This is a genomic window from Proteus sp. FME41, assembly GCF_014897315.1.
Classification (GTDB): Bacteria; Pseudomonadota; Gammaproteobacteria; order Enterobacterales; family Enterobacteriaceae; genus Proteus.
On sequence record NZ_JABUYL010000003.1, the window covers coordinates 25,500 to 39,633 of the forward strand.

General features: G+C 38.3%; 14 protein-coding genes. 11 read left to right on the forward strand and 3 right to left on the reverse strand.

The window, feature by feature from the left end; all coding sequences use genetic code 11:
* The first annotated feature begins 35 nt into the window (after window positions 1-35).
* Together dsdC and INT04_RS03975 are read left to right on the forward strand one after the other, a co-directional pair.
* A complete protein-coding gene (dsdC, locus tag INT04_RS03970; RefSeq protein ID WP_193014853.1) occupies window positions 36-980 on the forward strand; it encodes a DNA-binding transcriptional regulator DsdC in 945 nt (314 codons plus the stop codon).
* 18 nt (window positions 981-998) lie between these two features.
* On the forward strand, window positions 999-1,655 hold the full coding sequence (locus INT04_RS03975; RefSeq protein WP_193014854.1) for a hypothetical protein: 657 nt from the start codon (window positions 999-1,001) through the stop codon (window positions 1,653-1,655).
* Between the two features lie 88 nt (window positions 1,656-1,743).
* Here the strand turns inward: INT04_RS03975 and INT04_RS03980 are convergent, their stop codons facing one another.
* Together INT04_RS03980 and gss are read right to left on the reverse strand one after the other, a co-directional pair.
* A complete protein-coding gene (locus tag INT04_RS03980) occupies window positions 1,744-2,097 on the reverse strand; it encodes a hypothetical protein (protein ID WP_193014855.1) in 354 nt (117 codons plus the stop codon).
* A 78-nt stretch (window positions 2,098-2,175) separates the two neighbouring features.
* Window positions 2,176-4,062 carry a bifunctional glutathionylspermidine amidase/synthase gene (gene gss / locus INT04_RS03985; protein ID WP_193014856.1) on the reverse strand — a complete coding sequence of 629 codons (1,887 nt, stop codon included), beginning with the start codon at window positions 4,060-4,062 and terminating at the stop codon, window positions 2,176-2,178.
* A gap of 601 nt (window positions 4,063-4,663) precedes the next feature.
* Between gss and INT04_RS03990 the strand changes: the two genes are divergently transcribed.
* The 6 genes from INT04_RS03990 to efeB all read left to right on the forward strand — a co-directional run bounded on the left by INT04_RS03990 (window position 4,664) and on the right by efeB (window position 9,233).
* Window positions 4,664-4,951 carry a helix-turn-helix domain-containing protein gene (locus tag INT04_RS03990; protein ID WP_036932801.1) on the forward strand — a complete coding sequence of 96 codons (288 nt, stop codon included), beginning with the start codon at window positions 4,664-4,666 and terminating at the stop codon, window positions 4,949-4,951.
* A 301-nt stretch (window positions 4,952-5,252) separates the two neighbouring features.
* Entirely contained in the window at window positions 5,253-5,810 is a 558-nt protein-coding gene (locus tag INT04_RS03995) for an iron transporter (protein ID WP_193014857.1), read from the forward strand.
* Window positions 5,811-5,878: 68 nt separating this feature from the next.
* Window positions 5,879-6,226 carry a cupredoxin domain-containing protein gene (locus tag INT04_RS04000; protein WP_193015050.1) on the forward strand — a complete coding sequence of 116 codons (348 nt, stop codon included), beginning with the start codon at window positions 5,879-5,881 and terminating at the stop codon, window positions 6,224-6,226.
* Window positions 6,227-6,228: 2 nt separating this feature from the next.
* The gene (locus tag INT04_RS04005) at window positions 6,229-7,065 is read left to right on the forward strand and encodes an FTR1 family iron permease (RefSeq protein ID WP_193014858.1); all 837 of its coding nucleotides are present in this window, start codon (window positions 6,229-6,231) and stop codon (window positions 7,063-7,065) included.
* The gene (locus INT04_RS04010) at window positions 7,055-7,978 is read left to right on the forward strand and encodes an EfeM/EfeO family lipoprotein (RefSeq protein ID WP_193014859.1); all 924 of its coding nucleotides are present in this window, start codon (window positions 7,055-7,057) and stop codon (window positions 7,976-7,978) included. Before INT04_RS04005 ends, INT04_RS04010 begins: the two co-directional genes overlap by 11 nt.
* The gene (gene efeB, locus INT04_RS04015) at window positions 7,968-9,233 is read left to right on the forward strand and encodes an iron uptake transporter deferrochelatase/peroxidase subunit (RefSeq protein ID WP_193014860.1); all 1,266 of its coding nucleotides are present in this window, start codon (window positions 7,968-7,970) and stop codon (window positions 9,231-9,233) included. Before INT04_RS04010 ends, efeB begins: the two co-directional genes overlap by 11 nt.
* A 66-nt stretch (window positions 9,234-9,299) precedes the next feature.
* On the opposite strand, the gene INT04_RS04020 is transcribed toward efeB, so the two are convergent.
* Entirely contained in the window at window positions 9,300-9,989 is a 690-nt protein-coding gene (locus INT04_RS04020) for an IclR family transcriptional regulator (protein ID WP_193014861.1), read from the reverse strand.
* Window positions 9,990-10,220: 231 nt separating this feature from the next.
* Between INT04_RS04020 and INT04_RS04025 the strand changes: the two genes are divergently transcribed.
* From INT04_RS04025 to INT04_RS04035, 3 genes are read left to right on the forward strand one after another with little or no spacing between them, the layout of a single operon-like run.
* The gene (locus INT04_RS04025) at window positions 10,221-12,557 is read left to right on the forward strand and encodes a molybdopterin-dependent oxidoreductase (protein WP_193014862.1); all 2,337 of its coding nucleotides are present in this window, start codon (window positions 10,221-10,223) and stop codon (window positions 12,555-12,557) included.
* A 2-nt stretch (window positions 12,558-12,559) separates the two neighbouring features.
* Window positions 12,560-13,111 carry a 4Fe-4S dicluster domain-containing protein gene (locus tag INT04_RS04030; protein WP_072070981.1) on the forward strand — a complete coding sequence of 184 codons (552 nt, stop codon included), beginning with the start codon at window positions 12,560-12,562 and terminating at the stop codon, window positions 13,109-13,111.
* A gap of 2 nt (window positions 13,112-13,113) precedes the next feature.
* Complete coding sequence (locus tag INT04_RS04035; protein ID WP_193014863.1) at window positions 13,114-13,932, forward strand: dimethyl sulfoxide reductase anchor subunit family protein; 819 nt, start codon at window positions 13,114-13,116, stop codon at window positions 13,930-13,932.
* Window positions 13,933-14,134: the final 202 nt, after the last annotated feature.

Below are 14,134 nucleotides of genomic sequence, written 5' to 3' on the forward strand. Positions count from 1 at the left end.
TAAGTTACTATTAATAAGAAAATGAGAATAATAAAATGTTTGAATCCTCTAGCGTGATTTTACGAAATAAACGATTATCAAGTTATCAATTAGCAAGACTTCACACTTTTGAAGCAACGGGTCGCCATCTATCCTTTGCTTTAGCGGCCGAAGAACTATCATTAACACCCAGCGCCATTAGCCATCGTATAAATACATTAGAAGAAGAATTGGGTATTAAGTTATTTGACCGTTTTCATCGACGTATTGAGTTAACTGAAGAAGGTGAACGTATTTATTGGGCGCTTAAAAAAACACTAGAAGATATTAACCAAGAAATTTTAGATATTCATAACCAAGAAGTTTCAGGCATATTAACCGTTTATTCGCGTCCTTCTATTGCACAATGTTGGCTAGTCCCCCGCATTGCTGATTTTACTGAACGCTACCCATCCATTGAATTAAACCTACTTACGGGAAATGATGATATTAACTTTCGGGGTTATGGCGTTGATCTCGCTATTTATTTTGATGATAAACAGCTACAAAATCTTTATTGTGAAGATTTAATTTCCGAATCAATTATTCCTGTTTGTAGCCCTGAATATGCAAAGAAACATGAGCTTATAGGTAATATTCATCATCTTTCCAATTGTACGTTGTTGCATGACAGACAAGCTTGGAGTAATAACTCTGATTTTGATGAGTGGCGGGCTTGGAGCGAATATATGGGGCTTTCTCTCTTTCCTAATCGCAGTAATATCTGTTTTGACCGTTCTGATCTTGCCGTTATTGCCGCGGCTAATCATTCAGGTGTAGCGATGGGAAGAAAGCGTTTAGTACAAAAACAATTAGCAAGTAAAACGTTAATTATTCCCTTTGATAATAGTGAACTTTTCTGTGCTCAACGTTATTATCTTGTCACTCGAAATGAAAAAAATAATGCCAAGGTGCAGCTTTTTATCCAATGGCTTAAAAAGCAAATCAAGGAAGGCATGTGATTTCCTAAGGAAAATCCGATGAAAGAAATGACCTTTTCAACCCAACAGATAGTCGCTATTGCAGAATATGCAGGTTTAACCATCTTAAATAAAGAACAACTCACGGAGAATAAACGTTATATCTTAGTTGACTTATTGGATGTGAAAACAGACGAAGGGCTTTATTATGGTGCGGCAGTGCTGGATTTTAGTGACGTTTATCGTAAAGCACGCATTTTAGAATTTGGAGACGCGGGCTATCAGCGTGCACAAACCCGTGAAGAACACATTCAAGACTATAAAAATACACGAAAAACAGCAGAACCAAATACCTATCACCCCCCTGTTCATCGTTATAGCCACTATACTGATTTTCAAATTAATGTCGCTGCCATCTATCGTCGTTATGGTTATGAAATCGAATTTGATACAGAAACTGAAAAAGTTTGGAGCTCTTTAGAGCCAGAACAGAAACAATTTGATTTACTCAAAAATGCTGATGATGCACTTTCTTTATTAGAAGACTGCGAGATGACATGCACTTACCACCAAGAATACAAAGTATGGTCAGTCACTTCAGTGGAAAAAGATACCGTTGAACATAGATCTTTAAATCGTGCTGTTGCTGAATGTTTTTTATTAATGACGGATCATTATGCTGATGATTGGCCCAATATTGAAAACATTCTTTATTAAAACCAATAAATACATATAAAATCATTATTTATCAAAAAATTAAAATTAATGATTTTATATTTTATTGTTAAAAGTAAAATATAAAAATCTAACTCAAACATCGGAATGCATCATTTTCTCGGTAATAGTTAATCTCGTCGATAACCCACTGTAACGTTTTTTGTTGTGCTTGCTGTGTTTGATAAAACAATGCGAGATCATCAATAACCATCCAGCCTCGTAAGTTTTTATCTTCTACAATCTTTGGCATTTCCATACCTTCATCATCAAGGTAGATCTCATCATCAGGTAATTCTTGTAGGTAATCCCAAGGAATGTAATAAAAAATGGCCTGATCAGGATGACTATTCCATGTTGCAATTTCAGTATATATCCATTCATTCGACTCAAGTGTTGAGAGTGATGCCAATAACGCATCAAGGGTTAAGAATGTTTTTATCATTTTTATTATTCACCTCAAAATTGACTGTTATTTAAAACAAACCCGCCAATTAGGCGGGCTATTATTTATGACCAAGACTCAATTACCTTGTTTTGCCAAAAAGTGTTTATCTTCAATCACCATTAATGGCTCAATATCACTCTCTTTTTTAATCACTAATGTGGGATCTGAACGTAAGCAACAACCACCATAATGCCCACCAACAGTAAAGGTACAAACTTGGATATAACGATTTGCAACGTTAGGTAAACACCATAATTCCTGATAAATATTTTCTTGGTGCTCAAACTGTCCATGGGTTTCATCTAAAATATTATCTTGATGATCAACCAAACCAATATTATTACCACAGCGACCTGCTATCGGTTTAACTGCATAACCACTTTGTGCAAGATGAGGAGTCACTTTAAAATCCGTATCTAGTAAATAAGGATTATCAGGGAACAGTTGCCATAAAACTGGTAAAATTGCTTTATTACTAGGAATAAGTGTCCAAAGAGGCTCAAAAACTGTAATTTCAGGACGCAAAAGTACATCGACTAAACGTACTTCATCCTCGGGATGTCCAGTACGTATAGGAATAAGTGCTTGTTGTTCACTCTCTTCTCTGAGTTGATCTAACGCCGTTTCCCAAGCCCATGTTTTCCAAACACATTCAACAATACGCTTGTCTGCATCAATTAATTGACCGCGACTATTCCAATGAAGTTCAGCTAATCCACGTAAAATTTTACTGTCATACCCTGCTTGTGTCAGCGATTGTTGCATAAAAAGAGCGTGGTAATCTTCTTCACTGTCATCATCTTGGAGAATATGTACAAAAGACTTAGCATCACTGTGTTTCCAAGCATCAGCTAATGCGTCAAGTAAGCGTTCACCTGGATTAAAGCCCTCTTTGAGACCACTTTGATGTGCCCATTTTTCAATAACTAAGCCCGCTTCTGTATGGCAAGAGGCGGAATCTGCATTATATTCATAAACTTTGACACCACGTTCATCCATACAAAAATCTAATCGTCCTGTGATCATTTGATGACGTCTGTTTTGCCATGACAGGCGAATACGAGGCCACAACACTTCTGGAATATCGAACAAACGCAATAAATTATCGTCTTTCAACACTTTTTCTGTTGCATGTAAATACATCAAATGCATTTCATTACTCGCGCGAATAAGTTCTTGCTCCGCACTTTCTGAAATAGTGAAGTATTCATAACTATCTTGATTAATAATATGGCCGTGTTGTGCTAAGACATACGCTTTTTCTAATGGCACATTTTCATCTAACCATTTGCCTTCAAACTGCTCTTTATTTTCAAGTTTTGCAGCATGAATGGCTAACAATTCAGGCGCAATTTTAGGTTCAGGCAGACAATAAGCATTAGGCTCAGTTTGGATCATCCAACCTAAAAGCGTTGTATTATTAAAAGTATCTTGAATAAAATAACCGTTATCACTCACCTGAAGCGGTAATTCTCGTGTCCACTGTTGGCCTGCTGGTAATCGAGTGTGGATCACATTTTGTTCTGCTATACGAATTTTATCTTCATAGACTTCAGTAATAATCGCAACATGTCCCGTGACCTTAAACTCTCCCCCGTCTTGCCAAATCAGTAATGCGCCGACACTGGGAGGCTGTTTACTGCCATTAGCAAACGCTTGTAATGGCAATATATCGTCATCAATGGTTTTGCGTAAAAAACGCAGAGAGAAGATCTCATAAGCCATTCCCACATCAGTAAATACAGTTCCGTAATGTAAATAAAGAAAACGGCGCGCAAACTCCACGCACTGCCATTTATGCCCCATATATTCATTACCAATATAACTACGAAATGAATCATTAGCGGCGTAGTCTTCTTTATCAATACTGCTGTAATCTGAGGAGTAAATCGCAACACCACCAGGTGCATAACCTAGCAATGTTCCAAATGGTTCATGACGAATGATATCTTTTACATTCATAATCTCGACCTTGACGATAAATAAATAATTACCCTGTAATACTTATAATCTGCCTAAGTATCATAGATAACAATCTTAACGCCGTAGACTATTAGATGTGAATGTAATTTTATAAATTTCAATAAAGAGAAAATAGGTGTTTGGATTTAACATCAATTTAAGAAGGAAACCGAGAAGAGACAAAAAAAAACTCAAAAATAACCCATTATAAAAATCACATAAAAGGTATTTTCGAGTATAAACACAGTCAAAGAGGGTTTTATCTTTTTTGTTATAACTGCATTATTTACTCTTTATTAATCATAAATGCGAGCACAAATAACAAAGAAAACCGTGTTTAGGCAATATATAGCACTGTTTATCAAATTATTCTCGATTATCCTGCTAGAAAAAAGATTGATATCAAAATAGTTTAATGAAAATTAATATCATCTTATACCATGAAGGGTATAAATAATTCATCCAATTAACCGATAACACAGTAGTGTGGATTTTACTCATTCAAGCCGGAGTGCTTGTTTATTTTGAAGATCCATCACAGAAACTTGATATTCAAAATATTGGATATTATTGGTGGTTGATAGGAAGAATGAGGTCACTAATGTCAAAGATTTATCCCATTTCTCAAATTATTGGGCACAAAATTCGTAAACAACGCCAGCAACTCCGCTTATCAGCAAAAGTTGTCGCTGAACGAGTCGGTATTAGCCAACAACAATTTTCACGTTACGAGAATGGGCTGTGTAAAATTGATGTTGATATGCTCTTTCATATTGCCCAAGAGCTGAAAGTGACCCCTGCGTTTTTTTTACCTCCAAATGAAGAACAAGTTTCTGCTATTGCTCTCACGCAATCTAAACAATTTTGGAGTGCTCAGAGCCAAATTTAATGCTGCGTATGGAAATCGGACTTTTTATCTTTCAGCTACGATAAATAAGATTTCCATATATCATTCTTAATTGGATGATTTTATTAAGTATTATTACCTGAAGATATCAATTTTATTTATCCTTTCTATTTAGAACACCAATTTTTTTTCTTTTATAAAAGAAAATGTTAATGCTATTTTCACTTAATTTCTCGTAAACTTAAGCGATATTTTTCATATAGATTATCTCCTATTTCTAATACAAATTGTGTTAACCTTATTAAGAATAATAACAATTATCATTCAATAATAAGGATTAAACATGAAATATCGTTATGCGCTCTCTTTTACTGCATTATCATTTCTCTCTACTTCTGCTTTCGCTCTAGAGTATCCCGTAGGCCATCCTATTATTAAAAATGGTATGGAAATTCAAGGGGTTTATCTTCAACCTATTACAATGGATACCGAAGAAGGTCATCATGCGATGAACCATTTGGCTGCCGACAAAGCGGACATCCATTTAGAAGCGGATATTCATGCCACTGAAGATAATCCTAATGGCTTTGCTGAAGGCGATTGGATCCCTTATCTCACTGTCGAATACACCGTAACAAAATCTGATGCCCCCGCAAAAAAACAACAAGGTGTTTTCATGGCAATGGTTGCCAATGATGGTGCTCATTATGGTGAAAACTTGAAGCTAGAGGGTAACGGTCAATATAACGTTACTTATAAGATTTACCCACCTTCATACAATAAAGATATTGCTTTTGGTCGTCATATTGACAAAGAAACAGGTGTAGCACCTTGGTTTGAACCTTTTGAAGTGTCATGGGATTTCACCTACAGCGGTACTGGTCGTAAAGGCAGTTATTAATTAGTTTGATAATGGATAAGCCCAACAAAGTAGGTTTATCCCTTTTCTCTTTTTTAAGTGAAACACTGATGATTAAACATCTCTATAAATACACACTATTACTGCTATTCATGGTGACAACCTCTGTTTTTGCCGCAGAAAAGTACACCGTTGAACTAGAAATGAAAGATGGCGCACTTATTCCTCAAGTCCTCGACGTGCCTGCTAAAACCCCCATTAGAATAAAAATTCGTAATACAGGCACCAGCCCTGTTGAGTTTGAAAGCACACAGTTACGTAAAGAAAAAGTATTAGCGCCAGGTGCAAATTCTGTCGTTGTAATCGCACCATTAAAACCCGGTCGTTACACTTTCTTTGATGATTTTCACCTATCTCATCCTCAGGGTGAAATTATTGCAACTGAAAAGGCAGAGTAATTATGGGACAAGTTCTGTTTGTTGTTTGGCGAGAAAGCTTTGAAGCACTGTTGGTTATTGGGATTATTTATGCCTGGATAAAGCGTTCATCAACACCACAACAAAGCATGAAGTATCTATGGGGGGGGGTCGGCTTAGGCATATTCCTTGCCATTATTCTGGCCCTGAGTATTTATGGCGTATTTAGTTCGTTAGAAGATATGTGGCAATCTCTGTTTATGATTATTATGGAGATACTCGCCTGTATACTTATCGTTCAAATGGTTTACTGGATGAACGGGCAAGGGAAGTCATTAAAAACCAATATAGAAAATGAACTCGCTCAAAAAACACAACAGCAAAGTGCGTGGGGTATCTTACTAATTATCGCCATTGCTATTGCTAGAGAAGGCAGTGAAGTTGTCGTTTTTCTATCCAGCCATATTATGGCGCTCAATACACAAACAGCACTTCCTTTCTTTATCGAAGTCTTTATTGGTTTACTGGTCGCCGCATTAACACTTTGGCTATTTTTACTCACTTCCAAAGTCGTTTCATGGCGCTATTTCTTTACGATAACCGGTTTCTTATTGCTCTTTCTTGCCGTGTCTTTACTCTTAAAAGCCGTAGAAGAAATTACAAATCTGCTGATTGAAATAGATGTTGAACTCCCTGATTTCTTGATTTATCCACTTTGGGATATCAGTCATATTCTGGATGATTCAAGCGTATTTGGTAACTTCTTAGTGTCGTTCTTCGCTTATCGCTCTCAACCTATTGGGCTAAGCGTAGTCACGTTTATTGTGTATTGGGTCGCGGTTGCGCTGTTATTTAAGCGAGGGGCTCAACATGCTAAATAGCTCAAAATCAAAAGGTAAAAACCTCACTCCCTTTCTGTTGATATTGCTATTTTCTTTTCCTGTTTATGCTGAAAAGATCATTCAAGGTATCATTCAAGACGGTGAAAACATTGTCGTTGCTAAAGGGGATATTCCTACCCCTGATAAATTCAAAGCTGATATTTTACATTATCGCGAAAAGGCGGTTGAACAATTAGCACTCGTTGAAAAAGCACTCGATATATTAATTGTGAATAGTGAAAATAATCAGCTTGTTAATGCCCAACATGCCTACCAACAAGCACATTATCATTATGAAGTGATCCGCCCTATTATTGCACTTTTTGGATCAAGTGAACGCTTATTAAATAATCGTGCTGATTTCTTTCTTGAAAGAGAACATTCACCTCGGTTTTCAGGATTTCATTTAGTTGAATATCAACTCTTTAAATTAGAAGATACCCAAAAAGCAACAGCGTCTGCCAAAGCACTATTAAGAGATATCAGCGACTTAAAGAAACGCTTAGCCATTGAAGACATTCCCATTCCAAAATTAGTTCAATCCGCAGGGGATAGCTTAGAATTTATTTTAACTGACAAACTGGCCGGAATTGAAAATCAATATTCAAATAGCGATCTGGGAGATAGTTACGCAAATTTAGTCGGATCGCGCTTAATTGTGACGATCTTATCTGACCATATTCCTCCCCCTGAATATCAATCTCTGATCAAACAATACGACAATATTGGTGCTCTACTTTTAAAATATCAGCGTGATGAAGGGCTATTTCAGCCTTTGAATACACTTTCTGAAACAGAAAAAAGTTGGCTTTTTTCTCAAGTCACACAATTAGCAGAGCAAGTCGCTAATTTACGTAGCACGCTCAATATTGATGTCTATTATCACTATAAAGAAGCCAGTGATGAAAAATAAAACTCTCTTTAAATCGTTATCAACAGCTCCCGTTAACCTCAATAAACGCACAACATTAAAATGGCTAGGCGGGAGTTTATTACTCGCCAGTATGGGGGCCCATGCAATAGAAAAACAAGGTGCTTCGTCAGTACCTCGTTATCAACGTGCTATTGCGTATTTAGGAAAACATCAGGCTGGGGTGATTACACCAGAACAAAAGCATGCTTCGCTAATTGCTCTTAATCTGACCGTAACAACCGCTGATGAAGTGAAAAAAATATTTACCACACTAACGCAACGAATTGCATTTTTGACTCAACCTCGTGAATTAGAACAAAGAAAAAACCCACATCTGCCCCCCGCAGAGTCAGGAATTTTAGGCACACAATTACACCCTGATGAATTAACCGTAACGGTTGCATTGGGTGATAGCATTTTTGATCACCGTTTTGGTTTTCAAGCTAAAAAGCCCAAACGCTTAGTACCGATGAAACCCTTTCCTAATGACCGATTAGATCCCAAATGGTGTGGTGGTGATGTCTTGCTTCAACTTTGTGCCAATAGTCAAGAAAGCGTGATTTATGCATTAAGAGATATTTTAAAATACCTTTCAGGCCAGGTTTATGCGGTATGGAAAATAGATGGTTTTCTTCCTGCTCGTGATATTGATAATCGGCAAACACCGATCAATCTTTTTGGCTTTAAAGATGGCTCAGGGAACGCACCTTCTTCTGATAATGCCTTAATGGATTCTCTAGTTTGGATCACGGAAAAACAAAAAGAGCCACAATGGTGTTTAGGTGGAAGTTATCAAGCCGTACGTCTTATTCGGTTTGCCTTGGAATTTTGGGATAGAACGCCGCTTGAAGATCAAGAAAATAACTTTGGTCGCCATCGATCAACGGGTGCACCAATTGGGATGAAGCAAGAAATGGACGATCCTGAGTTTGAAAAAGACCCTCATGGTGACAGAGTGCTATTTGATTCTCATATGCGAAGAGCTGAACCAAGAAATCCAGAACGTTACAGCGCAAAACTACGCCGACGCAGTTACAGTTATTCGTTAGGATTAACTCCATCTGGTCAGTTAGATATGGGACTGATTTTTATCTCGTTTCAAAATGATCTTAAAAAAGGATTTATTGATACCCAAAAACGGTTAGATGGTGAACCCTTAGAGCGCTATATCAAACCGTTCGGTGGCGGATATTACTTTGTATTACCTGGTATTTCACAACAAAGTGATCTGCTTGCAAAAGGATTATTTGATTAATTTCCACTCTATTTTGAGGCACTTTGCCCTGCAACCGCAAAGTGCCTCAATAAATCTCACCTACAATTAACGCGTAAATTGTGCCATTTTTGCTTTTAAAGCATTGCCCAGCGCTATCTGCTTTTCAGGTTCAATAAATCCCATCGTCAGTACGGCAGCAACCATTTTCCCTTTTCGATTAATCACAGGGCATGAAATAGATTGTGCGCCTGGGATCCCTTCAGCAGGTTCATGACGGATAGCAAAACCTTGTTGGCGAATAGTATTTTGCTGTTTTTCAGACAAACCTGCATCAATCTCTAAATCACTAAAGATCGCAAAAACAGCGCCCGCAGCACTGACTTTATAAGGCACAGGAGTATCCGGTAAAAAATCAATATCAACATGTTTAAAACTGCGATTATATCGCGTTAAAAGAAGTTGATTACCTTGCGAAATGACCAACCCTGTAGACATATTATGTTCATCTCTAAATTCACATAATAGCTGATTAATTTCATCAACAAAGGACTGTGGCTTAGGCGTTGCTTCGGCTAATAAGAGAATTTTACTGCCCAAACAATACTGACTTCCTTCACTTTCTTGATACAACATTTCAGCGCGACAAAGTGAGACTAAATACTTATGTAAGCGACTTTTTGAAAGCGAACAGGCTTTTGCAATATCTGACGATCGGGCGATACCTCCATTCGACGCAATAAATTCGAGAATAGTAATAGCGATATCAACCGAGTTAACTCCTTGAGAATTCTGCATTTATTTTCTTCACACCTATTCGTTGTTTACTTTTCTTTATGACGATATCCCATTATTCTTTTTTTATCATTCTTACTAGTTTATTTCACTGAAACCTTATTTTTAATAGGGACTTTTAACCATTTTCTGTCGATTATTTTCTTTGTCTATTTTTAGATGATCTAACTCAAGGTTAACTATATATGAATTGAGTTTATATATAGTTAACTTTTCTTGTGCGTGAGAATGTCTATGTCTAAAAATCAAAAGTGGGAATTAAATAGAAGAACGTTGTTAAAAGGAATGGGTGCCATTGGCGTGGCGGCTCTTTCTCCTAACGCGTTCAGTCTAGTTAATGAAAATAAACCCCTATTTAATCAGAAGCTACGGATCAAATTATCCGAATATAAAACCTTTCGTTCAACCTGTGCGATGGAATGTCTGCACTGTAACCTAACAGCTTTTACACATAACGGACAACTTATCAAAATTGAAGCCACTGAAGGCTTTAATGTGAAATGCTGTTTACGTGGTATGAGCCGAACCAAATGGGTATACCATAAAGATCGTTTAACCACACCTTTATTGCGGGTGGGTGAAAAAGGAAAAGCGGAATTCAAGCCTATTAGCTGGGATGAAGCACTCGATCTTATTGAAAAGAATATCAGAGAAACCATTGATAAGTTTGGCAATGAGGGGCTATTTATCTCCACCCATGCAGGCAATATGGACTCGATTAAAAATGATATGGGTAAAGCTTTTTTTGATTATTTAGGTGGCTCAACAAAACAAGCAGGCTCTCTTTGCTGCTCTGCAGTAACCGCAGCAATGATCCCAATGGTTGGCCTGCGTTATGCCGATACCCGTGATACCGTAAAAGACAGCCGCTATATTCTTTGTTGGGGAAATAACCCAGCCGTCACCATGCAGGCCTATTTTAAAAATTACAATCAAGCTCGCCGAAATGGCGCCAGAATGGTCGTCATTGACCCTCGTTTTAACGAAACAGCGGCCAAAGCAGATGAGTGGATCCCTATCGTTCCGGGCACCGATACCGCGCTAGCATTAGGTATGATCAAAATTATCATTGAAGAAAATCTCACTGATAAACCTTTTTTACGTGCGCATACAGGTGCAGTGTACCTTGTAGACTCACAACAAAAACTACTGCGCCTATCTGATGATGATAAAGATAGTTATCTGGTTTTTGATACCTTAAGTCAGCAATGTGTTCACCATGAAACACCGAATATTGTGCCTGCGTTAACGCATGATGAACTTCCTGCTAATGCTGATTATATAACGGTCTTTGAGCAAATTTACCAACAAGCACAATCTTGGACAATTGAAAAAACAAGCCAAGAAACAGATATCCCGAAAGAAACGATTATTCGTTTAGCGCGTGATTATGCCACCACAAAACCTGCCATGATTGTACAAAATATGTCAGGCGCACAGCGAACTGAATTTGGTGCTTATGTTGCTGCTAGCCAATTTTATCTCGCTTTATTAACTGGCAATATCGGCAAAAAAGGTGCTGGAATTTGTGACGCGGGTGGAGCTCGTCAAATGGCGAAATTTAGCCCAATAATACCACCCGCACCTAATGCAAAACCCATCAAACCTATTCCTGTTGCAAAAGTCGGAGATTGGATTGTCAATGAGCGCCCTCACCCGATTAATTTCTGGTGGATAATGACCATGGGTGTGATGACACAATTACCTAACACCAATATGGTGCGTAACGCGCTGAAAAAAGTCCCTTTTGTGGTCGTTGCTGATAATTTAATGTCATCCACTGCGCTTTATGCTGATCTCGTGCTTCCTGTTACCACTATTTTTGAAGACACCAGTTTAATGGCAGGGGTTCGTAGCCAATATGTACAATTAATGGAAAAAGCAGTCGAACCACCAGGAGAGGCAAAACCTGATTACTGGATCTTTGCCCGTCTTGCAGAACGTTTTGGCTTTGGTGACGTCTTTAATCAACCTATTGAACACTACATTGATGCTTGCCTTAAAGGCTCTGGTATTACTCGTGAAATGTTAGAAAAAGGCCCTGTTCGTCCAGTTGAAGGCGATTGGATCCCCTTTAAAGATGGCGTTTTCCGTACTTCAACGAAAAAAGCACACTTTTTTATTGAAGAGTGGAAAGACAAAAATTTCTCCCCAATTGTCACTTATTATCCAGTAAAAGAATCCACAAAAGGCTCACCAGAGCTTGCAAAAAAATACCCATTAATGGCAGTACAACGCAAGCTGGCCCGAAGTGTTCACTCCAGCCATGGCATGAATGAATGGATTTTAGAAGTGCAACGCAATCAGCCCAACGTTCTTATTCATCCTAATGACGCCTTAGCGCGTGGAATTAAAGACGGTGAATGGGCTATCGCCTTTAATGACCGAGGTGAACACCGCGCCATTGCTGTTGTGACGACGCATATTAAGCAAGGTGTTGTCTCATTAGATAATGGATGGTGGGAACAACAAGGCGGAAGCAGCAGCCATGTGACTAACGACCATGTTGAGCCTTTAGGTAACGGTCATTGTTGTAATAGCACCTTAGTTAACGTAAGAAGGGAGGCATAATCATGGCGAAGAAACAATATGGTTTTCTAATAAATACCAAAGATTGTTATGGTTGCCGCACCTGCTCGATGGCCTGTAAATCTGAAAACGTAACGCCTCCTGGCGTGCTGTGGCGTCGAGTTCGTGAGTTCAATGAAGATCAGCCCAATGCACAAGCTTTTATTACGATGTCTTGTAACCATTGTGACGATCCACAATGCCTTAAAGTCTGCCCTGCTGACACCTATACTAAACGCGAAGATGGTATTGTCGTGCAAGATCATGACAAATGTATCGGTTGTCAGATGTGTATTATGGCGTGTCCTTATAACGCACCGGTTTATGATCCGGTCGAAGGAAAAACCAGTAAATGCAATATGTGTGCAGATAGGCTAGATGAAGGTTTAAAACCGCGTTGTGTTGAATCTTGTCCAACAGGTGCCATTGAGTTTGGTGAAATTGAAGATCTACGTAAAAAACACACAACAAATTGGGCTTTATTAGAAAAACGCTACGGTGTACCCGATCACACCATCAGCAACCCTAATATTGTCATTATTGGTATGGAGGATTAATTATGCATGACTATCAACTGCCGTTAGTCCTGTTTACAGTGATGAGTCAGTGGGGCATTGGCGCAGTATTAGCGCTTTCACTATATCAATGGCAAACTCAAAAACAGCATTCTGTGCAACTCAGTACCAAAACCTTACGCACGACCATTGCACTGATTTGGCTCATTGAAGTTATTGGTTCATCAATGTCGATGGGGCACTTAGGTGATCCACTTGGCGCTTATCGTTCTGTATTAGGTATCGCTCACTCTTGGTTAAGTCGCGAAGCTATTGCTTTTGTGATGCTAAATGGCTTGATTTCATTATGGGCATTAGCCAGTTGGGTACAACCGAATGCTATTCGTCGTAATAGCTTATTGGGATTATTTTGTGGCGTAATTGGATTACCTGTTATTTTAATTACTGCACAAATCTATTACCAAATGCAGGCGCATCCTTTGTGGCATACACCAGCAACACAAATTAGCTTTATAGGCACAGCACTACTGCTTGGTTTTGGCTCGATGATCCCTTGGTTACGTTTACAGGGTAAAACCATTAGTAATTCATTAAAAGTAGGAACATTAATCGGTGTACTACTGGTTTTAGTGGGATTAGTGATGCGAGCACAAGTGCCTGATGCAGATGTGGCAAGCCTATTATTATGGTGGCAAGTCATTGCCAGTCTGATTATGGGTGTTTGCGTCATCACGTTATCTTCTTATACTTCATTTACTAAAGCCGCCCTCGCCATTATGGCTATTTTGATGCTGTTTAGCGGTGAAATTACAGGAAGAATGCTGTTTTATGGCAATGTAATGGCACAAGCACCGTGGTTTTAAGTGAGCGCTAAATTTGTTTTATTTTTGTGTTAAATAAGCTATTAGCCCTATTTAACACGGGTTTCATTCCCATTATTTCACTTGATATTTTATTTACCCTAGCATTACCTTTAATTTTGCCCTGATTTTATTCGGGGCATTTTTTTATATTTTGAATAATACAGAATGGCGCTTATCTCTTCTCATCAACACGATTTTATTT